This window comes from Marinobacter sp. SS8-8 (assembly GCF_030540945.1).
Lineage (GTDB): Bacteria > Pseudomonadota > Gammaproteobacteria > Pseudomonadales > Oleiphilaceae > Marinobacter.
Map to the genome: position 1 here is coordinate 59,388 of NZ_JASSVN010000013.1, position 26,495 is coordinate 85,882.

24 protein-coding genes are annotated in these 26,495 nt (G+C 58.9%); 12 read left to right on the forward strand and 12 right to left on the reverse strand.

The features are described from left to right. Positions 1-17: 17 nt before the first annotated feature. The gene (locus QPL96_RS13635; protein ID WP_303287861.1) at positions 18-503 is read right to left on the reverse strand and encodes a hemerythrin domain-containing protein; all 486 of its coding nucleotides are present in this window, start codon (positions 501-503) and stop codon (positions 18-20) included. 164 nt (positions 504-667) lie between these two features. Between QPL96_RS13635 and QPL96_RS13640 the strand changes: the two genes are divergently transcribed. From QPL96_RS13640 to QPL96_RS13650, 3 genes are read left to right on the forward strand one after another with little or no spacing between them, the layout of a single operon-like run. Beyond that, positions 668-883 (forward strand): hypothetical protein, encoded by a 216-nt coding sequence (locus QPL96_RS13640; protein ID WP_303287862.1) that lies wholly within the window; start codon positions 668-670, stop codon positions 881-883. A gap of 23 nt (positions 884-906) precedes the next feature. Then, on the forward strand, positions 907-1,299 hold the full coding sequence (locus tag QPL96_RS13645; RefSeq protein WP_303287863.1) for a YbaN family protein: 393 nt from the start codon (positions 907-909) through the stop codon (positions 1,297-1,299). Positions 1,300-1,323: 24 nt separating this feature from the next. Further along, the gene (locus QPL96_RS13650; RefSeq protein ID WP_303287864.1) at positions 1,324-1,761 is read left to right on the forward strand and encodes an Rrf2 family transcriptional regulator; all 438 of its coding nucleotides are present in this window, start codon (positions 1,324-1,326) and stop codon (positions 1,759-1,761) included. Between the two features lie 139 nt (positions 1,762-1,900). On the opposite strand, the gene QPL96_RS13655 is transcribed toward QPL96_RS13650, so the two are convergent. Together QPL96_RS13655 and QPL96_RS13660 are read right to left on the reverse strand one after the other, a co-directional pair. Next, positions 1,901-2,968: an acyl-CoA desaturase gene (locus tag QPL96_RS13655; protein WP_303287913.1), complete on the reverse strand. Its 1,068-nt coding sequence runs from the start codon at positions 2,966-2,968 to the stop codon at positions 1,901-1,903. 63 nt (positions 2,969-3,031) lie between these two features. Further along, positions 3,032-4,135, reverse strand: coding sequence for a ferredoxin reductase (locus tag QPL96_RS13660; RefSeq protein WP_303287865.1), 1,104 nt, complete (start codon positions 4,133-4,135; stop codon positions 3,032-3,034). Between the two features lie 195 nt (positions 4,136-4,330). Here QPL96_RS13660 and QPL96_RS13665 point away from each other — a divergent pair, with 195 nt between their 5' ends. Continuing rightward, a complete protein-coding gene (locus QPL96_RS13665) occupies positions 4,331-4,957 on the forward strand; it encodes a TetR family transcriptional regulator (protein WP_339750540.1) in 627 nt (208 codons plus the stop codon). Positions 4,958-4,979: 22 nt separating this feature from the next. Here QPL96_RS13665 and QPL96_RS13670 read toward each other — a convergent pair whose 3' ends face one another. Further along, the gene (locus tag QPL96_RS13670; RefSeq protein WP_303287867.1) at positions 4,980-6,461 is read right to left on the reverse strand and encodes a wax ester/triacylglycerol synthase family O-acyltransferase; all 1,482 of its coding nucleotides are present in this window, start codon (positions 6,459-6,461) and stop codon (positions 4,980-4,982) included. Positions 6,462-6,641: 180 nt separating this feature from the next. Here QPL96_RS13670 and QPL96_RS13675 point away from each other — a divergent pair, with 180 nt between their 5' ends. From QPL96_RS13675 to QPL96_RS13685, 3 genes are read left to right on the forward strand one after another with little or no spacing between them, the layout of a single operon-like run. Then, on the forward strand, positions 6,642-7,022 hold the full coding sequence (locus tag QPL96_RS13675; RefSeq protein ID WP_303287868.1) for a CidA/LrgA family protein: 381 nt from the start codon (positions 6,642-6,644) through the stop codon (positions 7,020-7,022). Further along, entirely contained in the window at positions 7,015-7,755 is a 741-nt protein-coding gene (locus QPL96_RS13680) for an LrgB family protein (protein ID WP_303287869.1), read from the forward strand. Before QPL96_RS13675 ends, QPL96_RS13680 begins: the two co-directional genes overlap by 8 nt. Before the next feature lie 28 nt (positions 7,756-7,783). Next, a complete protein-coding gene (locus tag QPL96_RS13685) occupies positions 7,784-9,142 on the forward strand; it encodes a TrpB-like pyridoxal phosphate-dependent enzyme (RefSeq protein ID WP_303287870.1) in 1,359 nt (452 codons plus the stop codon). Here the strand turns inward: QPL96_RS13685 and QPL96_RS13690 are convergent, their stop codons facing one another. The 5 genes from QPL96_RS13690 to tmpT form a co-directional block, all read right to left on the reverse strand. Further along, the gene (locus QPL96_RS13690; RefSeq protein ID WP_303287871.1) at positions 9,143-11,146 is read right to left on the reverse strand and encodes an alkaline phosphatase D family protein; all 2,004 of its coding nucleotides are present in this window, start codon (positions 11,144-11,146) and stop codon (positions 9,143-9,145) included. It abuts the gene before it with no gap. After that, positions 11,067-12,626 (reverse strand): SpoVR family protein, encoded by a 1,560-nt coding sequence (locus QPL96_RS13695; protein WP_303287872.1) that lies wholly within the window; start codon positions 12,624-12,626, stop codon positions 11,067-11,069. Before QPL96_RS13695 ends, QPL96_RS13690 begins: the two co-directional genes overlap by 80 nt. After that, positions 12,623-13,918 carry a YeaH/YhbH family protein gene (locus QPL96_RS13700; RefSeq protein WP_303287873.1) on the reverse strand — a complete coding sequence of 432 codons (1,296 nt, stop codon included), beginning with the start codon at positions 13,916-13,918 and terminating at the stop codon, positions 12,623-12,625. Before QPL96_RS13700 ends, QPL96_RS13695 begins: the two co-directional genes overlap by 4 nt. Positions 13,919-13,951: 33 nt before the next feature. Continuing rightward, a complete protein-coding gene (locus QPL96_RS13705) occupies positions 13,952-15,874 on the reverse strand; it encodes a PrkA family serine protein kinase (RefSeq protein WP_303287874.1) in 1,923 nt (640 codons plus the stop codon). Between the two features lie 329 nt (positions 15,875-16,203). Beyond that, positions 16,204-16,857 (reverse strand): thiopurine S-methyltransferase, encoded by a 654-nt coding sequence (tmpT, locus tag QPL96_RS13710; RefSeq protein ID WP_303287875.1) that lies wholly within the window; start codon positions 16,855-16,857, stop codon positions 16,204-16,206. Between the two features lie 73 nt (positions 16,858-16,930). Here tmpT and QPL96_RS13715 point away from each other — a divergent pair, with 73 nt between their 5' ends. Both QPL96_RS13715 and QPL96_RS13720 read left to right on the forward strand, forming a co-directional pair. Beyond that, entirely contained in the window at positions 16,931-17,869 is a 939-nt protein-coding gene (locus QPL96_RS13715) for a D-2-hydroxyacid dehydrogenase (protein WP_303287876.1), read from the forward strand. Positions 17,870-18,010: 141 nt separating this feature from the next. Next, complete coding sequence (locus QPL96_RS13720) at positions 18,011-19,372, forward strand: YihY/virulence factor BrkB family protein (protein ID WP_303287877.1); 1,362 nt, start codon at positions 18,011-18,013, stop codon at positions 19,370-19,372. Here QPL96_RS13720 and QPL96_RS13725 read toward each other — a convergent pair. After that, on the reverse strand, positions 19,355-20,404 hold the full coding sequence (locus QPL96_RS13725; protein ID WP_303287878.1) for an HDOD domain-containing protein: 1,050 nt from the start codon (positions 20,402-20,404) through the stop codon (positions 19,355-19,357). The genes QPL96_RS13720 and QPL96_RS13725 overlap by 18 nt on opposite strands. A 108-nt stretch (positions 20,405-20,512) precedes the next feature. After that, entirely contained in the window at positions 20,513-21,742 is a 1,230-nt protein-coding gene (locus QPL96_RS13730; protein WP_303287879.1) for a DUF445 domain-containing protein, read from the reverse strand. 570 nt (positions 21,743-22,312) lie between these two features. On the opposite strand from QPL96_RS13730, the gene QPL96_RS13735 reads away from it, so the two are divergent. From QPL96_RS13735 to QPL96_RS13745, 3 genes are all read left to right on the forward strand, one after another. Continuing rightward, positions 22,313-23,992: a DUF3141 domain-containing protein gene (locus QPL96_RS13735; protein WP_303287880.1), complete on the forward strand. Its 1,680-nt coding sequence runs from the start codon at positions 22,313-22,315 to the stop codon at positions 23,990-23,992. Then, positions 23,989-25,176, forward strand: coding sequence for an acetyl-CoA C-acetyltransferase (locus QPL96_RS13740; protein ID WP_303287881.1), 1,188 nt, complete (start codon positions 23,989-23,991; stop codon positions 25,174-25,176). Before QPL96_RS13735 ends, QPL96_RS13740 begins: the two co-directional genes overlap by 4 nt. 210 nt (positions 25,177-25,386) lie before the next feature. After that, positions 25,387-25,587: a YHS domain-containing protein gene (locus QPL96_RS13745; protein ID WP_303287882.1), complete on the forward strand. Its 201-nt coding sequence runs from the start codon at positions 25,387-25,389 to the stop codon at positions 25,585-25,587. 154 nt (positions 25,588-25,741) lie between these two features. Here the strand turns inward: QPL96_RS13745 and QPL96_RS13750 are convergent, their stop codons facing one another. Then, positions 25,742-26,476 (reverse strand): 16S rRNA (uracil(1498)-N(3))-methyltransferase, encoded by a 735-nt coding sequence (locus tag QPL96_RS13750; protein ID WP_303287883.1) that lies wholly within the window; start codon positions 26,474-26,476, stop codon positions 25,742-25,744. Between the last annotated feature and the right edge of the window lie 19 nt (positions 26,477-26,495).

The following is a 26,495-nucleotide window of genomic DNA, read 5'->3' on the forward strand; positions in this document are numbered from 1 at the left end:
ACGGCCCAGGCGGGACGCTAAGCGGTGAGGCCGTCTATCCGGGTAAACAGCACGCTGTTTTCCAGGGCGATATGTGCATTCAGGTCTTCCCGGAAAATGGCGATCTGTTCATAGAGCTTCCGCCAGGTGTTGCAGGCATCCTCTGGCAGTTCCAGATGGTTGGTGAGTGCGTCAAGCCGGGCAAGGGCGGTACTGTGGACCTCATGCTCTGCGCGCATCACCGAGACAGGGCCCCGTGCCATCCCGGATATTCCGCGCGTAATCATCGGAAACAGAATCTGCTCCTCCTTGGCCATATGGTTTTCGAGCTCTGCCTGCATCGCCTCAAGGTGGGCACTGAGGCCAGAGGGACATTCAGGGTGGCCGCCGTGCACCCGCTCGACTCTCTGGGCTAACCGGATCATGTCGGGCAGTTGATCCCGGTGGGTGTCGTGATAGCGGTTGAGGATGTGTTCGATCAGTTCTTCCTCTGAGGCTTTTTCAAGCCAGGTTTGTGGGGACATTGATTTTCTCCTTTAGATGTAAATGGATAAATGTTCCTTGGGTTCGGTCATGTTTTCCGTCTGAGTTTTCGGTTAGTGCCTATAAAACAAAGTGGAGCCGGGTTGAAGTTTTCAAAGAAGGAGCATATAAAATACATATTAAATGTGTGTTCAGGGGATTTCAAATGGAAAATCTGCTATTCAGGGCGAACAGTGCGATGGCCTGGTCATTGCTGGGACTGGTGCTGACACTATTGGTGGCCTATCCAATGGCGCAGTACTTTCCCATGGCCATCCAGATTCTTGCGCACATTGGAACCCTGCTTTTTGCAGTGGGTATCAAGGTCGCTTACGTCGCCAGGCTGGTATTTCTCAGCCGTTTTGGCAGACCTGTTCACTGAATCCAGGTAGACTGGATGCCTGTATGAGCCTTGGTGAGAACCCCGTGATGGGCGGTCGTTTTGGGAAAACCGGATTTCGTATTCTTGCGTATATATCGGTAACGCTGGCGGCGGTGGGTGTGATTTTGCCGTTGTTACCGACGACGCCGTTTGTCTTGCTGGCGGCCTTTTTTGCCAGCAAGGGGTCGCCGGCTTTTGCACAATGGCTTGAAGACCATCCCCGGTTTGGTCCTGCTATTGGTCAGTGGCGCACACGACGGGCCGTCCCCGGGCGGGCGAAGGTGCTGGCCTGTGGCATGATGGCGTTGAGCTGGGGGATGCTGGTTCTTTTCGGGGCGTCGGCAATGACTCTGGCGATTTCAGGCGTGTTTCTTGGTGGCACCGCCTGTTACCTGGTGACCCGGCCGTCTTATTGACCCTATTAACGACTGGAGTATTGAATGCACATCACCCGCTACACGGATTACTCACTTCGCGTACTGATTTATCTGGCAATGCCGGGTGATCAACTGGCAACCATCCAGGAGATTGCCGACAGCTATGATATCTCCAAGAACCATCTTATGAAGGTGGTTCATCAGCTCAATAAGAAAGGCTACATCGAAACCGTTCGCGGCAAGAAGGGTGGTATGCGTCTGCGCATGGCGCCGTCCGACATCAATGTCGGTATCCTGGTACGCGAAACCGAGCAGGATCTGAGTATTGTGGAGTGTTTTTCGTCGAAAAATACTTGCAGGATCACCCCGGTGTGTGGCTTGAAATCGATGTTCGGAGAAGCGTTGAACGCCTTCCTGGAGGCGCTCGATAAGTACACCCTGGCCGATATTATCCAGGAGCAGCACAGGCCTCAGTTACTGAGACTGCTCCAGATCGCCTGACGGGGCGATACAGAAACTTACGAATTACATCCATTTATAGCGGCGGCGGACGAAGCTCTCTGTGTCTCCAGGCAGACTGGCCGGAACCGGGTGACGGTCCATTCGCCCGGCAACCTGCATTCCGGAACCTGCGAGCCCGTTATGCCGTAGTGGCGGCCCCTCCTCCAAGACGTTCGGGCAGGGAGTGCCGGAGGATCCGCTTCAATACGGTACCGTACTGCCGGGCGAAACTCCCGGTGTTGTAGTGAATGCCATGCTTCCGGCAGACCGCCTGTACTTTCCCGGAAATCTCCGGGTAACGGTGTGCCGGCAGGTCGGGAAACACATGGTGTTCCACCTGGTAACTCAGATGCCCGCTCAGAATATGCAGCCAGCGGCCCCCGGTAAAGTTTGAGGAGCCGGATAGCTGGCGCAGGTACCAGTGACCCTTGCTCTCGCCCTCGCATTCCTCCTCGCTGAAGGTCTCGGCGCCCTGGGTAAAGTGGCCGCAGAAAATGACTGTTGATGACCAGAGATTGCGGATCAGGTTGGCGCCAAGGTTTCCGGCCAGAACGATGGGAGCCACCGGGAAGGTGACCAACGGAAAGAACACATAGTCCTTGAATGCCTGCCGGCCACCTTTGCGGGCGAATTCCTTCAGGAACGGCAGTTTCTCGCGCCAGCTGATCTCCCTGCGCCGAAGCTTCTCGGTTTCGAGTTCGTGCAGCCCCACACCCCACTGGAAAAACACGCTGAGCAGAACGTAGTTGATGAATTGCAGGGCATGCCAGGGCTTCCAGGGCTCATCGTCACTCAGGCGCAGAACCGCGTACCCGTAGTCCCGGTCCTTGCCGATGATGTTGGTGTAGGTGTGGTGCTCATAGTTGTGGGTGCGGCGCCAGGAATCACCGGTACAGGCGGTGTCCCATTCGTAGGTCTGGGAATGCAGACCCGGGTCGTTCATCCAGTCGTACTGGCCATGCATCACATTGTGGCCAATCTCCATATTTTCCAGAATCTTGGCAGCCCCGAGAGTTGCGGTTGCTGCAACGAAGACCGGTGGGATGACGCCGAGGGGCATCATCACCCGGCCTCCGACTTCCAGCATCCGGTGGAGGCGCACCATACGACGGATGTGTTGGGCGTCCCGCTCGCCGAGATCGGCAATCACCTCATCCCGGATGGCGTTGAGATCCTTTTCCAGTTCCGAGAGCTGTGTTTCGGTCATGTGTTTCACGATGGTACTCCTTGCGGAACTCCAGGGCTCCGCGATGAAACCGAGTGTCGGTCATTAAATGTCGATGGAAACCGGGCCCCTGGGCACCGAGATGCAAAGCTGAATGTTTTCTTCACCGGGGCCGGAGGCCTGACCGGTCAGGCGATTAATGACGGTGCCGGCGGTTTTTCGGCAGCTGCACTGATGACAAATGCCCATCCGACAGCCATAGCGGGGTGACAGGCCTGCGGCTTCTGCGATATCCAGTAAGCTGGTATCGCCCTCGGACCCGACGTCGAGCCCGCTTCCGGCAAGCCGGACCTGCCCGCCCAGCGCCTCGTTACCCAGGTTTGCCTGTGGCACCGAAAAGAACGTGCTGTGGATGTCTGTGTCGGCAATGCCATGCTGGTGGAGCAGTTCCCGGGCCAGGTCCATCAGCCCTTTCGGGCCGCAAAGGTAAACTTGCCGTGCTTTGATTCCGGGTATTGCGTCAAGATCCGCATCGCACAGGTAGCGGGGTGCATCTGTCTCGTGGGTTGTGATGATGTGCAGGGTCAGAGCACCGTAGCGGGCTGCCAGCGCCTGAAGTGTTTCCCGGGCGATTACGTCGTCCGCTGTGCGCACGAAATACAGCAGCGTCACCGGTGCCCGGTAATTGGTGGCGGCCATGGTTGCAAGCTGGCTCAGCACCGGGGTGATCCCGCTGCCTCCCGCGATAAACAGCACCGGTTGCGCCGGTTCGGGAATCTGAAAGTCACCAAAGGCCTCACCGATTCCGATCACCGTGCCGGTCTGGAGGTCATCGTGTATCCAGTTGGTCACTCGTCCGCCCGGCAGGCGTTTGATGGTTAGAGTTGCCCGCCCCTGTTCCTGCCAGAGAATCGGGGAACTCGAGAGACTGAAGCTGCGGTTACGGCGAATGCCACCCACATCAATACAGATGTTCACATGCTGACCGGCCCTGAATCCGGGCCATCTCCGGGACGGCTGAAGTACCAGGGTTTTGGTATCCGGGGTTTCCTGGATGATCTGTTCCACCCGTGCTGGTGTGTACCCTTGTACCCACATCGGCTTGATGGGCTCAAGCAGCGGGTCGAAAAAACCAGCCGGATCATCCCGGTTAAATAGCTGCCTGCCAAGCCAGTGCAGTGTTCGGCTCCGGGCCTGTTTCGCTAACATGGTGGTTGTCTCCCATAGTTATACTGCATCAATGTGTACATGTGTTCTCTTATGTGTACGAATGTACACAGGGCTGTAGAAGGGGGCAATGAATGTCTGTGCATTGGCGCAAAATGACACGCTTTCTGTACTTTTATTTTTCGGGATGTGTACACTTGTCAGCCATTGATCAACAGCAGTCAGTACGGGCAGGCGATGGTGGAAAAACAACGAAGAAGGCCCGGTGAAACCCGCGAAAAACTGATGAATGCGGCGTTAACACTGGTGGGGAAGGAACGGCATTTCGCCAGTCTGGGCATCCGGGAGGTAACGCGGCAGGCCGGGGTGGTGCCAACCTCGTTCTATCGCCACTTCCGCAATATGGATGACCTGGGCTTGCAGCTGGTGGATGAGCTGGGGCTGGTATTGCGCCGGATGATGCGTGAGGCCCGGGCCAATGTGTTGCAGGCGGACAAACTGATTGAAGAGTCCGTGGCCATCTTCATTAGTCATGCCCAGGCCAACCGGAGCTTTTTCATGTTCATGGCCCAGGGGCTTGCCGGTGAGAGCCGGGCGGTGCAGGAGGGCATCCGCAGCGAAATGCGGTTCTTCGCCAGCGAGCTGGCCAACGACTTGCGCAGACTGAGACTGGTGGATCACCTTACCGACCAGGATCTGGATATGACCGCTGATCTGGTGGTGCGAAGCGTCGCCTTCAGCCTGACTGACCTGTTGGGTGTTTCACCGGATGATGATTACCAGATTGGGCAGATCCGGAAGCGGACTACCCGCTTCCTTCAACTGATCTTCGTGGGCGCTGCCAACTGGAAAAGCCCGGGCTGAGTCATGACCCGGCCGGACACCTTCACTCTTTCGGTGCGGCCTTCTTTCGCGATGCCCGGGGTTTTGCAGCAGTTCCCGTTTTTTTTGTTGCGGCTCCAGGCGTCGACGGCGGCGGCAAAATCAGACTTTCCAGCTCATTCAGTGCCTCTCCGGTATACACCGCCAGTTTTTGCATGCTTGGCAGGGTATCCCGGCAACCGGTATAGCCGAAGTTCAGGGAACCCGCATAACTCAGGCAGGTAATGTTCAGTGCGCCACCGTGGGTAATCAATGACACCGGGTACATGGCCTCCAGCCTGGCACCCTCATAGTAGAGCGTTCTCTGGGGGCCGGGTACGTTGGAGATGGTAACGTTGAACACCGGGCGCATGCGCCCGCCCAGCCCGGACATCAGTTGGAGAATGTAGGGCGACATCAGCAACATGGTGTACTGGGTCAGTGCGCTCTTGGGCAGCTTCTGCAGGTGTTCCTTCGCACGCCGGCTTGAGGTCTTGATATTTTGCAGTCGCGTCAGCGGGTCCGGTTCGTCGGTCGCCAGGGAGGCGATCATAAAGCTGATCTGGGTGCCTGTGCCCTGGTCATCGGCTGGCCGGATATTTACCGGTATGCCAGCCGTGAGGGGGGTGTCGGGTAACTCATCCTGCTCAAGCAGGAAGCGCCGGAGGGCGGTCCCGCAGAGGTACAGCACGATATCGTTCAGGGAGCCGCCGGATACGTGGGAGAGCGCTTTGATGCGTTCCAGCTGATAATGCTGGGTGGCAAACCGGCGCTGGCCGGTTACCCGGTGATTGATCTTCGACACCGGCCCGGTGAAAGGCGCGGTGAGGCCATCCTCCGGATGGCGGACCGAATGGACCAGCCGGTTCCCTGCCTGCCACAGCCTCGGTGCCATATCCGCTTGCAGTTTGAGGGCATCCATGGCCTGTGAAAATGCGGCCGGTACGCTGGCTTCGGAATCGGTTTTGCTGCCCCGGCGGCGTTCTGGCTGAACCGACCAGGGGGGAGACATGTCCTTTTTATCCGGGTCTGTGGTCAGCACCCGTTGCATCAGGCGAACACCACTGATGCCATCAATCATGGAGTGATGCATCTTGGTGTACAAGGCAAAGCGATTGTTCTCCAGCCCTTCGATGACATGGCACTCCCAGAGCGGACGCGCAAAATCAAGGGGGTTGGAGTGCAGCCGCGAAACCAGAATGCCCAGTTCACGTTCACCGCCCGGTCGGGGCAGGGCAGAGTGGCGGACGTGGTAATCCAGGTCGATGTCCTTATCGGTTTTCCAGGCGGGCGCCAGCACCCGGCCCAGAAAACCGGACCAGGCAAGCTTGTAGCACCACGGAGGCGCTACGTCCCCGGTTTCTTTCATGCGGGTGATCATGTCCCGAAGAAAGGTTTCAGGGGCGCCTTCGGGTAGCGAAAAGATCTGCAGATTGCCCACGTGCATCGGGGTGTCTTCAGATTCTACGGCCAGCCAAGAGGCATCCAGGGTTCCCAGGCGTTTCATTCCTTGTGTCTCTCCACGAGTGTCCAGGTATTTTACTTAACTGTTGCAAGTATACTGATAACGGCTTCAGGACACGATCCTCCCGGCCAGAAAGTTCCCTGATTTTGGGTTATTGTGGGTCATGTCAGAGTATTATTTAACGCCAGAGTCCAGAACCATAACTGACCGGGATATCGCCGCATGCAGTTCCTGAATGGTATTACCCTCCTTCTGGTGTACCAGTTGGTGGGGGAGATCACGGTTCGTCTGCTGGGCCTGCCGATTCCCGGGCCGGTGCTTGGCATGGTCATGCTATTTATTACCCTGATGATCCGGGGAAGGACGCCGGTATCGGTTGATCAGGCGTCTACGGCTTTGCTCAGCCACCTCTCGCTGCTGTTCGTGCCTGCTGGTGTGGGCATGATGGCGCATTTTGGCCGCATTGCCGACGAGTGGGTGCCGATCACTCTGGCTCTGCTTCTGAGTACCGTGATCACCATGGTGGCCACCGCCCTGATCATGCAGGTGACCACTCGCTGGTTTACCAGGCCCCTCGCCGGGAAAGGTGGGCGTGATGAATGAGTCGGGCCTGAAAGACATCTGGGTATACCTGTCGGCCTCTCCGCTGCTGGGGCTTACCATTACCCTGGTGGCCTATGGCCTGGCCTACCGGCTATACCTGAAAACCAACTCCAATCCCCTGGCCAACCCGGTGGTCACCTCGGTTGCGATGCTTATCATTCTGTTGCTGGCTACCGGCACTTCCTACAATGACTACTTTGAAGGTGGCCAGTTTGTTCATTTCCTGCTGGGGCCGGCCACAGTTGCCCTGGCTGTTCCCCTGTACCAACAATTTTCCAGACTACGCCAACTCTGGTTGCCGGTAACGATCTCACTGTTCTGTGGCGTGGTGATTGCTGCCGGCAGCTCCATTGGTTTGGCCCGGCTGCTTGGCGGCTCCATGGAAATCCAGATGTCCCTGGCACCAAAATCGGCGACTGCGCCCGTGGCTATGGGCATCTCCGAGAAGATAGGCGGGCTTCCCTCGCTGACCGCCGTGCTGGTGGTGATCACCGGGATCACCGGCGCCGTGCTCGGTACCAAGCTGTTCGAGTGGGTCCGGGTGCGGGATGACACCGCCAAAGGCATTGCCATGGGCGTCGCGGCCCACGGCATCGGGACTGCCCGGGCCTTCCAGGTGAGCTCCCAGATGGGGGCCTTTTCCGGGCTGGCGATGGCGCTCTCGGCTTTTGCCACCGCCTTGCTGGTGCCGTGGCTGGTGGGTATGCTTGCGTCCTGGTTGCCAGTCTCATAACCACACCAAACTGAGGACATTCAGAATCATGCAAACCAAGTTCCTTCTCGAAGAGAGCCAGATGCCGACGTACTGGTACAACCTGCAGGCGGACTTTCCGGAACCGCTGCCGGCGGTGCTGCACCCGGGGACTCAGCAGCCAGTAGGGCCGTCGGACCTTGAACCACTGTTCCCGATGGCGCTGATCGAACAGGAAGTGACCACGGAGCGGGAAATCGAGATTCCCGAGCCGGTGCGTGACGTCTACAAACTCTGGCGCCCGGCCCCGTTATACCGGGCTCATCGTCTCGAGAAGGCGCTTGGTACACCGGCGAAGATTTTCTACAAGTATGAAGGCGTGAGCCCGGCAGGCAGCCACAAGCCCAATACCGCCATTCCCCAGGCCTTTTACAACCGTGAAGCGGGCATTCGTACCCTCACTACGGAAACCGGCGCGGGTCAGTGGGGCACATCCCTGTCCTTCGCGGGTTCGCTGTTTGATATTGACGTTACCGTGTTTCAGGTGCGGGTCTCCTACAACCAGAAACCCTATCGCCGGGCGGTGATGGAAACCTACGGTGCCAGGTGTGTGGCCTCGCCCTCGGAGCTGACCGAATTCGGGCGCAAGGTGCTGGCGGACAACCCGGACCACACCGGCAGTCTGGGGATTGCCATTTCAGAGGCGGTGGAACTGGCGGTGCAGGATCCGAACACCAAGTACGCCCTGGGCTCGGTACTGAACCATGTGTTATTGCACCAGAGCATCATTGGTCTGGAAGCCATGCAGCAGATGGAAATGGCGGACTGCTGGCCGGATGTCATCGTGGGCTGCACCGGTGGTGGTTCCAACTTTGCCGGCATTGCCTTCCCGTTTATGGGCCATGCGCTACGGGGTGGTGAAAAATCCCGGATCGTTGCGGTGGAGCCCTCGGCCTGTCCGACCCTCACCCGCGGCAGGTACGCCTATGATTACGGCGATACTGCCCAGATGACGCCGCTGACCAAGATGCACACGCTGGGTTCTGGGTTTACGCCGCCGGGTTTCCATGCCGGTGGCCTGCGTTATCATGGCATGGCGCCGATGGTGTCCCACGCCAAGGAGCTGGGCCTGTTTGATGCGGTGGCCTACACGCAACGTGAATGCTTCGAGGCTGGCGTGCTGTTTGCCCGTAACGAGGGCATCGTGCCCGCCCCGGAAGCCAACCACGCAGTCAAGGGCGCCATCGACGAAGCCCTGCGCTGCAAGCGGGAAGGCAGGGAAGAGGTGATTCTGTTTAACCTCTGTGGCCACGGTCACTTCGATATGGCGGCTTACACCTCCTATTTCGCCGGCGACCTGAGTGACCACGAATACGACGAGCAGGAACTGGCCATGGCCCTGTCCGGGCTCCCGTCCGTCAAGGCCTGATCAGTCGTCTTTACGCTGCTGAAAGAGGGTACCCCCGCCGCCGGCGTCCAGTTGCCGGATGGTGGTGGGTACGCCCTCGTCGTTCAGCCTCACGTCTCCGATTCCTGAGTGATTCCAGAGTCGCTCTCCGGCATCCCGTCCCTCGGGAAGCCTGGGTGAAATCCTCATTCGCCGCCTTTTGGTGAACCAGTTCAGAGGCGACCAGGGCGCGAACAGCCAGCGATTGAGGCGGTCCAGCCACTCCAGCAGGGCATTGGGAAACTCATTCTTGATGCCACTGCTGGTAATCTGCCAGATACGGGGGCCTTTTTTTGTATGGCGCAGCCGCACGTCATAGGCAAAGGAGTAGTGGACATCTCCCGAGAGAACCACGAAGTGCCGGGGCGTTCGGGGGTGCCTGAAGATGTTGAGCAGCACGTTGGCGGCCCCCCGGTGTGCCATCCAGTTTTCAGCATCCACCAACAGTGGCTTGCCAAAGAAGGTGAACACTCGCTGAATCATCTCGATCAGCTTCACCCCGAACATGGGTGCGGCTGAGACCACAACAACGGCTTTCTCCCCCATGATCTCCTGCTGAAAATCGGTCAATGACTCCCAGTCCATCAGCCCGGACGGGTGCCTACGGCGAATCTCGCTTCGCCAGCGGTGGGTGCGGGTATCCAGTACCATCAGTCGGGGCGAGGTGGGCAGGCTGTAGTGCCAGCGATGAAAGTGGAATAACCGGTTGATCAGCTCGTCCTGGATTTCTTTGTCCAGTTCATTCTGGTCCTTCTCTGCATCCAGCAACTGCCGGCACAGATCAATGAGGTCGCCGAAGTTATCAGGCTGGTTGCCCCAGCCCTGGCACAGCAGATACCCCAGCAGCGCATTGCCAATGATGCGCCGGGAAAACGGGTGCTCGTAGGCCGTTGTCTCCCAAAGTGCCGAGAGGTTCCAGTCATCGGTGATATCGTGATCATCGAAGATCATGTACACCGGTACATTGGCCAACGCACGGGCTGCTCGCGGAAGGTCTTTTCGGAAGGCATTGATCACTTCCCGCTCTTTCCGGTACCGGGCCAGTTCCCCTGGCTTGTCCACGGGTTCGGCTTCTGTGACCAGGGCCCAGGGTTCTGGTGACCATACCAGCAGGTACATGGCCATGATCTCGGCGAATGAAATCAGGTGGTTACCGGCGTTGGCGGTCGTAAAAACCGGCTTGCGCACGCCGCCGAAGAAGCGCTCGGCCAGGTCCTCATTGAATTCGGATTCCGGCAGCAGGGCATCCCGGTGGTAGTAGGCGTTTGCCATCGACGTCAGTTCGCGGCTGTGGCTCAGGGAGGCTCCCTCGAGTATCTCCTGATAAAGGCCAAGTTGGTGGATAACGCAGTGAATGGCGTGCAGCATCGGGCCGGCCACGTCGTCGGCGTAGATCTGGTCGCCGGTCATGAGCAGCAGTGAGGGAATATCCTCCAGTTGCTCTGCCTTGCCCAGTTCCTCGTCCACACGGACCAGCCCGTCACCGGCAGGGTGGTGTGGTCTTCGGCAGGAGCCGTGGAGAATACGATCCAGTTTTGATTTCAGGGTGAAGCCGGGGCGCTTCCGGCCGTCAGGACACAGGTGAGGGGCCCAGTCCCGGATCCACTTTCTGTTGGGATCGTTATCACCAGCCAGCCCGAGGTCATAGTCAAGGCGGGTGTCCCGGGGCAGGGAAGAGTCTGGTTGTATACTCAAAAGATTCAGCCAGGCCCGGGTGCCAATCCTGAGCCGGGTTATCTCGCGGTCGGTTACCGGGCGGTCCAGCAGGCATTGTTCTCCGCTGAACACCCGAATCGAAAAAGTCACCTTCTCACTGATGGTTAACCAGAGCGCCAGCGAGTCTGGTGCAGCATGACGCAGAACCGGGCCGGCCAGAACCGGCCCGAGAGTGCCCGTGGGTTCCAGATCAATCCTCCTCGAATTCCTGGGGTGGGCAGTGGTATTCCTGGACCGTGATACCTTCGTCCACGCTTTCCAGGTGCACATCAAAGCCCCATAACCGGTGTGCGTGGCGCAGCACTTCCTCAGTCTCCTTGCCGAGTGGCACCCGGTCTACCGGTATGTGCCTCAGGGTCAGTGAGCGGTCACCGCGCACATCGACGTTCCACACCTGAATGTTTGGCTCACGGTAACTGAGGTTGTACTGGCGGGCCAGTTTTTCTCGCAGATCCCGGTAGCCGGGGTCGTCGTGGATGGCGGTTACCCGGTACACATCTTCCTGGTCGTCGTTCTGGATTGCGAACAGCTTCAGATCCCGCATCACCTTGGGCGAGAGGAACTGCTGGATAAAGCTTTCGTCCTTGAAATTTTTCATCGCGAAATGCAGGGTTTCCAGCCAGTCACTGCCGGCAATGTCCGGGAACCAGTGGCGGTCTTCATCCGTCGGCTTCTCACAGATCCGGCGAAGGTCCGTGAAAATGGAAAAACCCAGGGTGTAGGGGTTGATGCCGGAGTACCAGGGGCTGTTAAACGGCGGTTGATAAACCACAGCCGAATGGCTCTGGAGGAATTCGAGCATGAAGCCGTCGTTCACCAGGCCTTTGTCGTACATGCGGTGCAACAGGGTATAGTGCCAGAAGGTGGCCCAGCCCTCGTTCATCACCTGGGTCTGGCGCTGGGGGTAGAAATACTGGGCCAGCTTGCGCACGATGCGAATGATTTCCCGCTGCCAGGTTTCCAGCAGCGGGGCGTTTTTTTCGATGAAATAGAGAATGTTTTCCTGCGGTTCCTCAGGGTAGCGCTTGCGCCGCTTCACCGGGTCGTCATCCTCGTCCATTTTCGGGATGGTGCGCCACAGGTCGTTGATGCGCCGTTGCTGGTATTCCTCCCGTTCCTTCTGCCGCCGCATTTCCTCCGAGGCGGAGATGGGGGCCGGCCGCTTGTAGCGGTCTACGCCATAGTTCATCATGGCATGGCAGGAATCCAGAATCTCCTCCACCGCGTCCACGCCGTAACGCTCCTCGCATTCCGCCACGTAATTCCGGGCGAACACCAGGTAGTCAATAATCGCGCTGGCGTCGGTCCAGGTGCGGAACAGGTAATTGCACTTGAAGAAGGAATTGTGGCCATAGGAGGCGTGGGCAATCACCAGCGCCTGCATTGGCAGGGTATTCTCCTCCATCAGGTAAGCGATGCAGGGATTGGAGTTTATGACGATCTCGTAGGCCAGCCCCATCTGGCCGCGCTGGTATCCCTTTGAGGTACTGAGGAACTGCTTGCCAAAGGACCAGTGATGGTAGCCAACGGGCATGCCCACGGAGCTGTAGGCGTCCATCATCTGTTCAGCACTGATCACCTCAATCTGGTTGGGGTAGGTGTCCAGACCGAACTCAGCGGCGCATTTGGCGATTTCGTCGTCGTATTTCCGGACCAGCTCGAAGGTCCATTCAGAACCCGTGGAGATTGGCTCCCGGGCTCTGGGCTGGTTACTTCCCGGCAGGTTCAGGCGCCCCATGAGGTTGGTCATGCGGCTTTCCTCTCAAACAACTGGCGAAACACCGGATAGATCTCGCCGGGGTCGGCGATCTGCTGTAATGCAAAGCTCTGGGGAAAGCGTTCGTGGATCTTCTCGTATTCATACCAGAGCATCTGGTGATCCTGCGGCGTGATTTCCACATAGGCAAAGTACTGGACCAGCGGCAAAATACTGTCGGCCAGAATCTTGCTGCACACCGGGGAATCGTCATTCCAGTTATCGCCGTCTGACGCCTGTGCCGCGTAGATATTCCACTCGGACGGAGAATAGCGGGATTCAACAATCTTGCGCATCAGTTTCAGGGCGCTGGAGACGATGGTGCCGCCGGTTTCCCGGGAATAGAAGAACTCCTCCTCGTCCACTTCCTTGGCGCTGGTGTGGTGGCGAATGAAGACCACTTCGATCTTCTTGTAGTTCTTCTTCAGGAACAGGTACAGCAGGATGAAAAAGCGCTTGGCGATGTCCTTGTGCATCTGGGTCATGGACCCGGATACATCCATCAGACAGAACATCACAGCGCTGGTGGCCGGTTGCGGCTGCTTCAGGTGCTGGCGGTAGCGCAGGTCGATTTCATCAATGAACGGGATTCGCTTTACATTCGCTTTCAGCCGGGCAATTTCCTCCTCCAGAACCTGAATCTGGTCTTCATGGCTGAACGCCGGGTCCAGATCGTGCGGCGCGGATTTCAGGGCTTTCAGTTGTTTCTCCAGATCCCGGATTTTTTTCTTGCGGGCACCGCCAAGACCCAGGCGCCGGGCGTGGGCGCCGCGCAGGGAGCGCACGACATCCAGCTTGGCCGGCACCCCCTGGGTGCTGAAACCGGAGCGGACGTATTTGAATGCTTCGGTGTCTTTGAGTTTTTTGCGGGCAAGGTTGGGCAGCTCCAGATCGTCGAACAGGAAATCCAGGAACTCTTCCTGGGTGATCTGGAAGGCGAATTCGTCCATACCCTCTCCATCCGGGCTGGCTTGCCCCTGTCCGGAACCCTGGCCACCTCCGCCTTCGGGCTTCGGGATGGTGTCCCCGGCCACAAACTCCTGGTTGCCGGGATGAACCACCTCCCGCCGGCCGCCCTGACCGTGGTGGAAGATGGGTTCTTCAATGTCCCGGGACGGAATGCTGACTTTCTCGCCCCGCTCTATGTCTGTAATCGAGCGCTTCTGCACCGCATCCGCCACTGCTCGCTTGATGTGGTGGCGGTAGCGGCGCAGGAACCGTTCCCGGTTCACCGCACTCTTGTTCTTACCGTTCAGTCGCCGGTCGACTATGTGGGTCATTCCCATGGCGTAACTCCAGTTCAGTGAGTGGTCACTGACTTAGTGAGACTTGCGAACCCGCAGGTACCATTCGGCCAGGAGCCGTACCTGCTTCTCCGTGTAGCCTCGATCGACCATACGCTCGACGAACTGCTTGTGCTTGTTCTGATCTTCCTGACTGGCTTTCGGGTTGAAGGAGATCACTGGCAGCAGGTCTTCTGTGTTCGAGAACATCTTCTTCTCGATCACACTGCGCAGCTTTTCATAGCTCAGCCAGGACGGGTTGCGGCCCTGATTGTTGGCCCGTGCCCGCAGCACAAAGTTGACCACCTCGTTCCGGAAATCCTTCGGGTTGCTGATGCCAGCCGGCTTTTCGATCTTCTCCAGCTCATCGTTGATGGACGAGCGGTCGAGGATTTCGCCGGTCTCCGGATCCCGGTATTCCTGGTCCTGAATCCAGAAATCGGCATAGGTGACATAGCGGTCGAACAGATTCTGGCCGTACTCGCTGTAGCTTTCCAGATACGCGGTCTGGATTTCCTTGCCAATGAACCGGACATAGTGCGGTGCCAGGAATTCCTTGATAAACCTGAGGTATTTCTCATGGGTTTCGGACTGAAACTGCTCCTGTTCAATCTGCTTTTCCAGAACATAGAGCAGGTGTACCGGGTTGGCGGCTACTTCGGTGGTGTCGAAGTTGAACACCTTGGACAGGATCTTGAAGGCGAACCGGGTCGAGAGACCATCCATGCCTTCCATCACGCCGGCGGCATCCCGGTACTCCTGGATGGATTTGGCTTTCGGGTCGGTATCCTTGATATTCTGGCCGTCGTATACTCGCATCTTCGAGAAAATGCTGGAGTTTTCAGGCTCTTTAATTCGTGATAGCACGGAGAACTGCGCGAGCATGTCCAGAGTGTCAGGTGCACAGGGGGCGCCTTCCAGAGAGCTGTTGCTCAGCAGTTTCTTGTAGATTTCGATTTCTTCTGTCACCCGCACACAGTAAGGCACCTTGACGATGTAGACTCGGTCAAGGAAGGCTTCGTTGTGCTTGTTATTGCGAAAGGTCTGCCATTCGGATTCGTTCGAATGGGCCAGGATCATGCCGTCGAACGGCACCGAACCCATGCCCTCTGTGGTGTTGTAGTTGCCTTCCTGGGTGGCGGTCAGCAGTGGATGCAGTACCTTGATCGGTGCCTTGAACATCTCCACAAACTCCATCAGGCCCTGGTTGGCCTTACACAGGCCACCGCTGAAGCTGTAGGCATCCGGGTCATCCTGGGAAAAATCTTCCAGCATGCGGATGTTGACCTTGCCCACGAGGGCGGAAATGTCCTGGTTGTTGTCGTCGCCGGGCTCGGTCTTGGACACGCCGATCTGGTCAAGTACCGAGGGGTATTTTTTGACCACCCGGAACTGGCTGATATCGCCGCCATATTCGTGCAGTCGTTTGACGGCCCAGGGGGACATGATGGTTTTCAGGTAGCGGGCCGGGATGCCGTATTCCTCTTCCAGAATCCGGGCATCCTCAGCCGGGTCGAACAGGCCAAGCGGCGATTCGTTCACCGGCGAACCCTTTATGGCATAGAAAGGCACCTTCTGCATCAGTGACTTAAGTTTTTCAGCCAGGGAGGATTTACCGCCACCGACCGGGCCGAGCAGGTAAAGAATCTGTTTCTTCTCTTCCAGGCCCTGGGCCGCGTGGCGGAAGAAAGACACGATGTTTTCGACAGCATCTTCCATGCCGTAAAACTCGGAAAATTCCGGGTAACGCTTGATGACCTTATTGGAAAAGATGCGTGACAGTCTCTGATCACGGGAGGTATCGACGAGTTCTGGTTCGCCGATGGCAAGTAACATTCGCTCAGCGGCCGCGGCATAGGCCGTTGGGTCCTTTTTGCAGATCTCCAGGTATTCCTCCAGGCTGTATTCTTCTTCCTGGGTACTCTCATACCGGTCTTTGAAGTGCTGCAGTATGCTCATAGATCGCCCTCGCTCGCTGTATCTTCAGCTTTCAGTTCACGCAATTTCCCCGTTGCAGTCAGCTCCGCCCATTCGGGCGGTTTATTTAGTTATGGGTGGAAGGAATGGATACTTACAAGCCGGTAAACGACCAGGTCGTGGTCGGCTTGTCTACTGTGAGCTTAGTTCACGCTCGCGAGGTTGGACAGTAGTGGAGTGGTTAAGGTTCATTAAATTGTGTTGGGCGGGTGTGGTGTTTTTGTAGCTCTGGCCGGGCTTTGGGGCTAGTTCCGGGGGGCTGGAGCCCCCCGATACACTCCGGTCAGGCCTCGTGGAGTCGCCCTCGCGCACTACAGCTTGGTCAGGCGAAACACGCTTTCTGTCGCGCCTTCCAGGCCTTTTCGTTTGGTGAACGGGTGATCCTTGGCCAGGGTGTTGGTCAGGATGTGTTCGATTTTGTAGTCGTCCTGGTAGAGCACCTGCACCTCCTCGTTGCTGACGTTGAACGGCGGGCCTTTTATTTCGGTGGCGTAGTCGAGGGTGATCAGGAGGACTCGGGTGCCGTCCGGTATGATGGCGGTCAGGTGTTCCACATAGCGCTTGCGCATGTTCGGGGGCAGGGCAATGAGGGCGGCGCGGTCGTAGACGAGGCGGACATGCCGGAGGTCGTGGGGAGCCAACTGGAAGAAGTCTCCGCACCAGAGTTGCAGGCCGTCGTGCCTGAAAGTGGTGAAGGGCTCTCCGGGGTGTACCCTGGCTTTTTCCCCGGCCTCCTCGAAGAAGTCCTTGCAGGCTATTTTGCTCAGTTCCACGCCGATGACCGGGTGGCCGCGGTCGTAGAGCCACCACATGTCGTGGGCTTTGCCGCAGAGGGGGACAAAGACGGCGTCGGTGCCCTTGCCGGCGAGTTCGGGCCAGTGGTCATGGAGATACTGATTGACGGTGCCTTCGTGAAAGCCGATTTCCTTCTTGACCCAGCGTTCGTGCCAGAATTGGTGTTCCATGGTTTTCACCCTGTTCTTGGACGTTTGATCCAGTCTACCTTAATCTGTGACTAACTGGATTCGGGAGAATAGTATGAAAGCGGTATTCCTTGATGCCAAGACGCTCGGCGATGATGTCGATCTGTCGCCCATCGAATCGGTGACCGGCGGGCTTGAAAGGTATGACTGGACTGCTCCGGAGCAGGTGCTGGAGCGGATCCGGGGCTTTGATACGGTTCTGGTCAACAAGGTGGTGCTCAGCCGGGAGCATTTCGAGGCTTGTCCGGAGCTGACGGCCATTGCGGTGGTGGCTACGGGCCTGAACAACATTGACCAGGCGGCGGCGAAGGATCACGGCATCAAGGTGATGAACGTGACCAACTACGGCCGTGCCACGGTGGCGCAGCACACCATGGCACTGATGCTGGCACTGGCCACACGGTTGCTGGATTACAGCCGGGATGTCCAGGCCGGGCATTGGGGCCGGAGTGACATGTTCTGCCTGATGGATCATCCGATCATGGAGCTGGAAGGGCGCACCCTCGGAATTGTCGGCTACGGTGACCTGGGTCAGGGGGTGGCAGAGCGTGCGGCTGCATTCGGAATGAAAGTCGTGTTGGGTGCACGGCCGGGTCAGGGAGCGGGAGTCGTGGATGATTACCCCCGGATTCCTCTGGAAGAACTGCTGCCGCGGGTGGATGTGCTGTCACTCCATTGCCTGCTCACGGATGAGACCCGTGACCTGATTGGTGCCCGTGAACTGAAACTGATGAAGCCTGATTCACTGCTGATCAACACCAGCCGGGGTGGTCTGGTGAACGAGCAGGCACTGGCGGACGCCCTGAGGGCCGGCGAAATCGGCGGTGCCGGGTTCGATGTACTGACCGAGGAGCCGCCCCGGCACGGCAACCCCCTGCTGGCGGACGATATTCCAAACCTGATCATTACCCCGCACTCTGCCTGGGCCAGCCGGGAAGCGCGGCAGCGCATTGTCGGTATTACTGCTGTCAACCTGGCGTCGGGGGCTGAGTAAACCACTTCGGCGGCAGTGCGCCCTCACGTTTGACTATATTGTGATTCAGACTCTCGCAAAAGGCCGTGAATCAGCCATACTAGGTCCCGACTGGATATCTGTCTGATAAACTGAATAAAACAAGGAACGACAGGACCTATAGTGGCTTCATTCCAATTCAAAGAACGACTCCAGGCTGCGGAGAGCTGGATTCTGGCCAACCCCAACCCGCCCCAGAGCTGGCCCTGGACCTGGTTGTACAAGGTCGGGCGCACCGTGTACGCGATAACTCGGGATGTGCTCAGCGGGCAACTGACGCTCCATGCTATGAGCCTGGTTTATACCACCTTGCTGAGTATTGTGCCGTTACTTGCCCTGAGCTTCTCAGTGCTGAAAGCGCTGGGTGTGCACCAGCGAATGGAGCCGTTCCTGTTCCAGTTTTTTCAGCCCCTTGGGCCGCAGGGCATCGAGCTTGCGGAACGGATTCTGGGATTTGTCGATAACATGAAAGTCGGTGTGCTGGGGTCCGTCGGCCTTGCCTTGCTGGTTTACACGGTTGTTTCCCTGCTTCAGAAGATTGAGCGCTCCTTCAACATGATCTGGCGGGTGCCAGACATGCGCTCCATGTCACAGCGCTTCAGCAACTACCTGAGCGTGATCATGGTTGGTCCGCTTCTGATGGTGTCAGCGATTGGTGTCAGTGCCACCATTTTTTCCTCGGCGGTTGTTCAGAAACTCATTGAGATTGAGCCCTTTGGCTCTGTAATTCTTGTCGCCAGTCGTTTTACCCCCTTCTTCCTTGTGGTTGGTGCCTTTACCTTTGTTTATGTGTTCATGCCCAATACCCGGGTCAAGTTACGTTTTGCTGCGATTGGTGGGCTTGTGGCCGGGGTTTCATGGCAGGCGGGTGGTATGCTGTTCGCATCGTTTGTGGCGGGGACCACCAAGTACGCGGCCATCTATTCCAGTTTCGCCATAGGCATTATCCTGTTGATCTGGATCTACCTGAACTGGATGATTCTGCTGCTCGGTGCCAGCCTGACGTTTTATCTGCAGAATCCCGGTTCGGTGGCCAAACGATGTCAGGTACAACTGGCGCCTGAGTTGCAGGAGAAGGTCGCACTGGCAACCATGTGGCTGGTGGCCAAACCTTTCAGTGAAGGCAAGCCGGCGCCTCAGCAGGAGGCGCTTGAGCACCAGTTGAAAGTGCCGGGCGAAGTGACCCGTGCCCTGAGCGACAAGTTGATCCGGGCGGGCCTGCTGACACTGGCCGGGCGCCAGGGCGATCAGCTTGCGCCCGGCCGGGCACTGGATCTGATTACCGTGGGTGACGTACTGAGGGTTGTCCGCAACGATGAAGACCGGGTTGTGGACCGGCTCCCGAATGTGATTCCCGCGGAGCTGGTGGGAACACAAAGAACCGATGAAACCCCGACATTTGCCGAGTTGTTGCGCGGCCAGGGAGGCTCGCAAAAGACCCGTTCGCAGGCCGGACCGGAGCCGGTCTCAGCTTCTGACGGTTGAGCGCCCGCCTTCCCGGAGCATGGTCTGAAGTGCCCTGCGGACGTTGCTGATCTGGTCATCTGTCAGCCGGACCACCCTGGGCAGGTCCTCTTCGGCGAGGTTGCGTTGATGGGCGTGCCTCAGGACTTCCCGGGTACCGATCACCATGCCGTCGGTCAGGGGGGTATGTTTCTGTCTCGGGGCAGGGCGCTCCGCGGCCAGAAGGTAGGCGTGGTACTTGGGCGGCAGATCCCACTCATTGGCCAGTAACTGGCAGGTGGCCCATTGGTAGCGGGCCAGTGCATGGCGAATCAGTGCCGGCTCCGGCTCTGCGCTGGTTGTCCGGGACCGGCAGATCCGCTGGAGCTCCCGCCGAATGGTGATGTAGGCCAGTGAAGGCAGCAATCCCACCATGAAATGGCCGCTGGTGTCCTCTCCATGTATTTTCGCAATAAGTTCCGATGCTCGCGCGCAGGTCAGCCCCCAGCGCCACGCCCGCTGACCGAAAAGCGCTTCACGGCTGTTCCTGGCGGCCATCATCGGGCGCATCACCGCAGCGGCGATGACATTCCGGATGCCATCGACTCCGAGCACAAAGACTGCCTGATCCACCGACTCAATGGAATGGTCCCCAGGACGGAAATAGGGGCTGTTGGCAATCTGCAGGAGCTGATCCGTCAGTGAAGGGTCCCCGAGAATGATGTCGGTGAGCCGCTGACGATCCGCGGATTCGTCGGACAGCGCCCGCATCAGCATTGGCAGGCTCATGGGTTGCCTGGGAAGTTCGTCCACCCGGTTATTGGAGAGGCGTTGGTGCAGTTCCCCCAGAACATCTCCGGAGGTCGAGAGATCGGCCTTCAGAGCGCGAGGCTCGGCGTCCAGCAGCCAGCAGAACAGGTGATCTTCCAGTTGCTGGGCGAGTTGGGGGCCAGTGTCCTGGGGGGCATTGGCCGGGTCTTCCGGTGCCGGATTGAAAAGCCGCGCCTCCGGGGCGGGTGGTGCGGATTGTGAGGTAGAGAATAATCCTGAAATCCAGGAAAGAAAACCTGGCATCCGTTGCCTCCGGGTCGAACCTGCTCGAAGTAGTGAACCTCCGTTTCGGTGAGTATAGAGGTATGATGCATCCTTGCACAGGCTAAGCCCGCGAATTGAAGCCGGAATTTACAGGAAGGATTCGCCGAACACGAAGACCAGTTGGCCGATACCGGCACCGAAGCCCAGGAAGGCGCCTACCAGGATCAGTTTGATTTCATCTTCCTGGAAGCAGGGCCGGAGCAGGTCCTGAAACTCCTCGGAGGACAGGGCAATCATTCGCTCCACCATAATGGATTCGACGGCCCTTGCCCGGTCTTTCTCGAATACGGGGTTGTTGAAGGACGTCTGGGATATTGTGATGGCCTTCTCGCCAACCCTGTTTTTCAGGGAGGCAAACCCGGTGGGGCCAAAAGCCACCTGGGTCAGTGCCTTGCCCATGCCGGCGGTTTCATCCACCAGCGGCTTGATGTGTTTCTTTACCATGTTGCGGGCCCGGTCGCCCTTGGGGCCGTCGAGAATCGCGTTAATGATGTTGCCAACGGTGAGGATTTCATGGGTGACGATGTGGCAGAAGGACTCCGCCACCGCCGGCTGTCGCTTGAGAAACAGGCCCTGCACCCGGAACGGCCCGATTTTTTTCGCCCGTAACGGGCGGAAGATGACGTTGAGTGCAATCCAGTTGGTGGCCCAGCCAACCAGCAAGCCGAAGAACGGCAGCACCCACCAGCCCGGATACACATACCAGACAGCCATCTGAATCAGGCCGAACAGGAAGCCGAAGTAGAGACCGGAGTTGATGATAAAGCGGAACTCGACTTCACCGCATTCAAGAAAGATCCGGTTCAGCAGTTCCTTGTCGCTCGCCAGGCGCTCGATCACCATGCCCTTGATGTCCAGCAGATCTTCGATGTTGCCGGAGATGTCTTCAACGAGGTTGTCGACCCGTTGAGGGGTGGACTTCCGGACCCGGTCGTAAACCATTTTCCGGGCAGAAGCCGGGAGGTTTTCCCAGAAGATGGGGTGTTCCTCCAGCATCATTTCGTCCACGTATTCTTCGATGCGAGGGTCTACGGAGTGAACAATGTGGGTGGCCAGTACCTTTGGGTCGATCTGCTGGAAGATTTCCGGAACGGTGCCGATTTTGGAGATAGTGGCGTCTACGCTGATGGCGGCCATTTTCCGGGCTTTGGAGGGGATGATGCCTTGCCAGCCAAGAAACGGTGGCTTGCCGATGAACTCCAGGGGGTAGAAGGTCATTTTGATGGCGAGCCAGTTGGTGCTCCAGCCGATCAGGGCGGCAATCACCGGGATGCTGAGGTATTGCCAGAACTCTTGGGTGCTTAGCAGGCTGGTCATCTGGTACTCGCAGTCATTTCATGGTTGTTGTCCTGGAGCCTGAGAAGAAGGGCCTGCCCGCCTGCTCAAACGCCAGTGGCGCGTGTGCTACGCACAGTCTTGGAAATGCATTCCCGCAACGCAGCTACGGCGATGGAATTGTCTTCGACCGCGCTTTCGGCCGAGGGGATAATGTTGGCTGCCCTGTTATCTGTCAATGACTGACGAGCCGTATTGCGACGGCGGCACGGTCGGGGGTTAATCAACCGCTCGCCATGCGTGTTGTTCGGGACACCGCAAGGCGCAAAGATGGAAGACCTGTGATAGAGCTTGAACATCTCATATCATCGAGTGTGTTCAGTTTAGATTCAGCTTGATCACATAGGCTAGCGGTTAGCAAGAGTCAAAAGCTGCAGGCTTTCACCTCGTCCTGTCTCTGCCCATGGGTCGAGCGAATTCTGGCGATTCCTGTACCAAACCGTATTCTGACACTGAGAGGTAAAGCCACTATGAATACCAAACTAACGATAGACAAGGCGCCCGGCCCGATAGCCACGCCCGACGAACACGCCACCCCCCCCGGGCAACCCGGTGGCGGAACTGTTCGCCTACCAGGCCGACCTTTGGCGGCGCGGTGTGCTCTACCTGGACACCCTGCGCGAGCGTGCCAACAACATGCTTGAGCATGAGCAGGCCGGCAAGCCACCGCTGCTCGACTTCGACTATGAGATGATCCTGGACGGCCGCCGGCTGGAGCGCCCTGCCAATTACGCCTTGCTGCGCATCACCCGGGTCGGCGAGGACTTTCTGGACGACTGCCTCGACGAGACCAGGCCGCCAGTAATGATCGTCGATCCGCGCGCCGGTCATGGCCCCGGTATCGGCGGTTTCAAGCAAGACTCCGAAGTGGGCATGGCGCTCCACGAGGGGCACCCGGTCTATTTCGTGATCTTCTTCCCCGAGCCCATGCCCGGGCAGACACTGGAGGACGTGTTGCACGTGCTGCGGCGCTTCGTCGAGACGCTGGCCGAGCGCCATCCCGGCAAACCGCCGGTGCTCTACGGCAACTGTCAGGCAGGCTGGGCCATCGCGCTGCTCTCGGCGGATTGTGAGGGCCTGGCCGGACCGGCAGTGCTTAACGGCGCTCCGCTGTCCTACTGGTCCGGCGAGTCCGGCGTCAATCCCATGCGCCTCGCCGGCGGACTGCTGGGCGGCGCCTGGATGGCGCACCTGCTGGCGGACCTGGGGGACGGACGCTTCGACGGCGCCCACCTGGCGGCCAACTTCGAATCCCTCAAGCCGGCAAATACCTTTTGGCAGAAGGACTACCAGCTGTTTGCCGACATTGATGGCCAGCGCGAGCGGTTCCTGGACTTCGAACGTTGGTGGACCGGCTTCTATAGCCTGAGCAAGGAAGAGATCGTTGCCATTGTCGGGAATCTCTTCGTCGGGAACAAGCTGGAACGTGGCGAGCTTGAGCTCCATCCCGGTTGCACCGTCGACCTCAAGCGCATCCGCAACCCGCTGGTGATCTTCGCCTCCAGTGGCGACAACATCACCCCACCGCACCAGGCGCTCAACTGGATTCCGGCAGTGTACCCCGACACCAAGGCACTCAAGGCCGCTGGCCAGCGCATCGTCTACCTGATCAACCCACACGTTGGTCATCTGGGAATCTTCGTTTCCGCCAAGGTCGCACGGCTGGAGCATCGGGCCATCCTTGAGAGTGTCGGCGATTTCAATGATCTTGCCCCCGGGCTCTACGAGATGAAGATCGATAATCCCACCGGCGACCCGGACTGTCATAAGCCCCAGTTCCAGGTGCATTTCGAGGAACGTCAGGTGGAAGACCTGGAGTACCCCGACCAGACGCCGGAGTTCGAGCGCGTAAAAGCCCTCTCCAAACGCAATGTGGCCCTCTACGAGACCTTTGTCGGGCCCTGGGTGCGGCGGGTCACCACCCCCTGGTCGGCCGAGATGCTGCGCCAACTGCATCCGGCACGGACCAGCCGCCTGATGTTCTCGGAGCGCTTCGCGCCCTGGATGGCCGGAGTGAAGTGGCTGGCCGAGAGGGTGGAGACCACGCCAACGCCGGTCGATCACAGCAACCCCTATCGGCGATGGGAGACGTTGATGAGCAACTCGATCACCTCGGCACTGACGCTTGCGGGCACGACCCGCGACAGCGTCTTCGAGATGGCGTTCAAGGGGCTCTATGGCGGGTCATGGTTCGGCAAGGACAAAACAGATACGCGAGGTGATCAATCATGAAGGAATCCAATGTCGTTCTCTGCGCCCCGGTACGCACAGCCATCGGCACCTACGGTGGCACGCTCAAGGACACGCCGGCACCCGGGCTCGGAGCTATCGCCATCGCCGAGAGCCTGCGTCGCTCGGGCCTGGCCCCCGAGGGCGTGCAGAGTGTGGTCCTGGGTCAGGTGATTCAGGCCGGCGCCAGGATGAACCCTGCGCGCCAGGCGGCCATCCATGCGGGGTTGCCGGTGTCGGTACCGGCGATGACTGTCAACCGGGTCTGCGGCTCCGGTGCCCAGGCCGTGGCCACTGCCGCCCAGGAGGTGATGCTCGGGCATCTCGACTGTGTCATCGCCGGCGGGATGGAAAATATGGACCTTGCGCCCTATCTGGATCTGCGCGGGCGCTGGGGCCATCGTATGGGCAATGCCGAGATCTACGACAGCATGCTGCGCGACGGGCTCAACGATGCCTTTTCCGATCAGCACTCGGGGTGGCACACCGAGGATCTGGTCAGCCGCTTCGGCATCAGTCGTGAGGATCAGGACCGCTGGGCGGCGCGCAGCCAGCAGCGCTTCAGCGAGGCTCAGGCAGCTGGGCGCTTCGACGCCGAGATCGTGCCGGTCGAGCTCAAATCCCGCAAGGGTACGGTGGCTTTCGAACGGGACGAGCACAATCGCCCCGACGCCACCGCCGAGGGCCTGGCCAAGCTCGGGCCAGCCTTCCGCAAGGAGGGCACCATCACCGCCGGCAACGCTCCCGGGCTGAACACGGGCGCGGCGACGATGATCGTCGCTGATCGCGCCTGGGCGGAACGCCAGGGTCTCGAGCCTGTGGCGCGGCTGGTGAGCTACGGCGTTGGCGCGGTGGAACCCGGCTATTTCGGTCTCGGCCCGGTGCCGGCGGTGCAACAGGCGCTGGCGCGTGCCGGCTGGAGCCTGGGCGATATCGAGCGCATCGAGATCAACGAAGCCTTTGCGGCCATCGTCCTTGCCCTGATCCGGGAGCTCGGGCTTGCCGAGGATATTGTCAATGTGGAAGGTGGTGCGATCGCGCATGGCCATCCTATCGGGGCCACCGGCGCGGTGCTGACAACCCGGCTACTGCACGCCATGGTCCGGGATGACGTACGCCGTGGCATGGTCACCCTGTGCATCGGCGGCGGCCAGGGGGTGGCTCTGGCGCTGGAGCGTCTGGCGTAACCAGGAATCAATCCGCATGCGCACTTGCCGAGCTGCGTCACTCTAAGGAGGCAGCACCATGAAAGCACTCGTTTATCACGGCCAGGGCCAGCGTCGTTGGGAAGACAAATCTCGCCCGACCCTCGACAAGCCCGCCGATGCGGTGGTCCGTTAAGGGAAAGGTGCAGCAAAAGCTGCATTATTGTGAACTGTGAAAGGGAGAGGGTAACAATGAAACGTGAACGAGAAGAGCAAAAGTCTTTTGAGGATCCGGTCTGTGGCATGCAGGTCAGCTACAAGACAGCCCCCGCGGAGTCCGAATACCAAGGTAAGCGCTATTACTTCTGTGCGACGGCCTGCCGCGAGCAGTTCGATGCGGATCCCGAACGGTATGTTCGGGCGCACCGGCAGCATGGGTCAAGGCGTGGGTGAACCTGGAGACCCTCCGGCCGTGACCGTGATTGGTGCAGCCCCGACTGCCGAGTGATGCCCAACGTCGCTTTAGGTCGACAGGGGTAATGTTGTCGGCCCCGCCATGTCAATGACTTGGGCGCCAGCTTGCGACGGCGGCACGGCCGGGGGCTAATCAGCTGCCAATGTCCCCCCACAACCATTGGCAAAGAGCCATGGCCGCTACCGGCGCAGTTTCGGTTCTGAGAACTCGTGGGCCGAGGGCAACCGGCAGGAAGCCGGCGGTTTCCGCGGCGGTAATTTCTTCCGGGCTGAGGCCGCCTTCGGGGCCGATCATGAGGGCAACCCGGGACGGTTTGGATAGAGAGTCGAGGGATTGTTGGGTGCGGTGGTGGAGAACCAGTCGCAGGCTGCAGTCTTTGGTGTGTTCGAACCACTCGGGCAGGGTCATGACCGGCAGTATGCCGGGAACGCGGGCGCGGCCGCATTGCTCGGCGGCGCTGATGGCGACGGATTGCCAGTGGCGCAGGCGTTTGTCCTCACGGTCGCCCTTGAGCTTCACGTCGCAGCGTTCGGTGCTCAGCGGAACGATGCGGGTGGCGCCCATTTCCACGGCTTTTTGCACGGCGTAGTCCATGCGGTCGCCTTTGGAGAGGGTCTGGCCAAGGACGATTTCCAGTGGGGATTCGGTGGCGTTGGCCCCCGGCGTGCCCACCTGGACTTCTACGTTCTTTTTGCTGGCACCGGTGATGGTGGCGGGGTAGTCGTTGCCGTTACCATTGAACAATAGCAACTCCTGCCCTGGTTGCATGCGTAACACCCGGCCGACATGCTGGGCGGCGTTGTCATCAAGGCGCGCGGTTGTGCCCTCGCTGAGGGCGGAATCGGTATAGATGCGGGGGATGCGCATGGATGGTTCTCTCAGGTTG

What these genes read in the sequence shown, in the direction of transcription:
- QPL96_RS13685 (WP_303287870.1), top strand. Translation starts at nt 7,784, where the DNA reads ATGCAAACCAAGTTCCTTCTCGAAGAGAGCCAGATGCCGACGTACTGG.
- QPL96_RS13715 (WP_303287876.1), top strand. Translation starts at nt 16,931, where the DNA reads ATGAAAGCGGTATTCCTTGATGCCAAGACGCTCGGCGATGATGTCGAT.
- QPL96_RS13665 (WP_339750540.1), top strand. Translation starts at nt 4,331, where the DNA reads ATGGTGGAAAAACAACGAAGAAGGCCCGGTGAAACCCGCGAAAAACTG.
- QPL96_RS13705 (WP_303287874.1), bottom strand. Translation starts at nt 15,874, where the DNA reads ATGAGCATACTGCAGCACTTCAAAGACCGGTATGAGAGTACCCAGGAA.
- QPL96_RS13700 (WP_303287873.1), bottom strand. Translation starts at nt 13,918, where the DNA reads ATGGGAATGACCCACATAGTCGACCGGCGACTGAACGGTAAGAACAAG.
- QPL96_RS13675 (WP_303287868.1), top strand. Translation starts at nt 6,642, where the DNA reads ATGCAGTTCCTGAATGGTATTACCCTCCTTCTGGTGTACCAGTTGGTG.
- QPL96_RS13645 (WP_303287863.1), top strand. Translation starts at nt 907, where the DNA reads ATGAGCCTTGGTGAGAACCCCGTGATGGGCGGTCGTTTTGGGAAAACC.
- QPL96_RS13730 (WP_303287879.1), bottom strand. Translation starts at nt 21,742, where the DNA reads ATGACCAGCCTGCTAAGCACCCAAGAGTTCTGGCAATACCTCAGCATC.
- QPL96_RS13640 (WP_303287862.1), top strand. Translation starts at nt 668, where the DNA reads ATGGAAAATCTGCTATTCAGGGCGAACAGTGCGATGGCCTGGTCATTG.
- QPL96_RS13745 (WP_303287882.1), top strand. Translation starts at nt 25,387, where the DNA reads ATGAAACGTGAACGAGAAGAGCAAAAGTCTTTTGAGGATCCGGTCTGT.
- QPL96_RS13725 (WP_303287878.1), bottom strand. Translation starts at nt 20,404, where the DNA reads ATGCCAGGTTTTCTTTCCTGGATTTCAGGATTATTCTCTACCTCACAA.
- QPL96_RS13695 (WP_303287872.1), bottom strand. Translation starts at nt 12,626, where the DNA reads ATGACCAACCTCATGGGGCGCCTGAACCTGCCGGGAAGTAACCAGCCC.
- QPL96_RS13655 (WP_303287913.1), bottom strand. Translation starts at nt 2,968, where the DNA reads ATGACCGAAACACAGCTCTCGGAACTGGAAAAGGATCTCAACGCCATC.
- QPL96_RS13690 (WP_303287871.1), bottom strand. Translation starts at nt 11,146, where the DNA reads ATGTGCACCTGGAAAGCGTGGACGAAGGTATCACGGTCCAGGAATACC.
- QPL96_RS13680 (WP_303287869.1), top strand. Translation starts at nt 7,015, where the DNA reads ATGAATGAGTCGGGCCTGAAAGACATCTGGGTATACCTGTCGGCCTCT.
- QPL96_RS13635 (WP_303287861.1), bottom strand. Translation starts at nt 503, where the DNA reads ATGTCCCCACAAACCTGGCTTGAAAAAGCCTCAGAGGAAGAACTGATC.
- QPL96_RS13670 (WP_303287867.1), bottom strand. Translation starts at nt 6,461, where the DNA reads ATGAAACGCCTGGGAACCCTGGATGCCTCTTGGCTGGCCGTAGAATCT.
- QPL96_RS13650 (WP_303287864.1), top strand. Translation starts at nt 1,324, where the DNA reads ATGCACATCACCCGCTACACGGATTACTCACTTCGCGTACTGATTTAT.
- QPL96_RS13660 (WP_303287865.1), bottom strand. Translation starts at nt 4,135, where the DNA reads ATGTTAGCGAAACAGGCCCGGAGCCGAACACTGCACTGGCTTGGCAGG.
- tmpT (WP_303287875.1), bottom strand. Translation starts at nt 16,857, where the DNA reads ATGGAACACCAATTCTGGCACGAACGCTGGGTCAAGAAGGAAATCGGC.
- QPL96_RS13750 (WP_303287883.1), bottom strand. Translation starts at nt 26,476, where the DNA reads ATGCGCATCCCCCGCATCTATACCGATTCCGCCCTCAGCGAGGGCACA.
- QPL96_RS13740 (WP_303287881.1), top strand. Translation starts at nt 23,989, where the DNA reads ATGAAGGAATCCAATGTCGTTCTCTGCGCCCCGGTACGCACAGCCATC.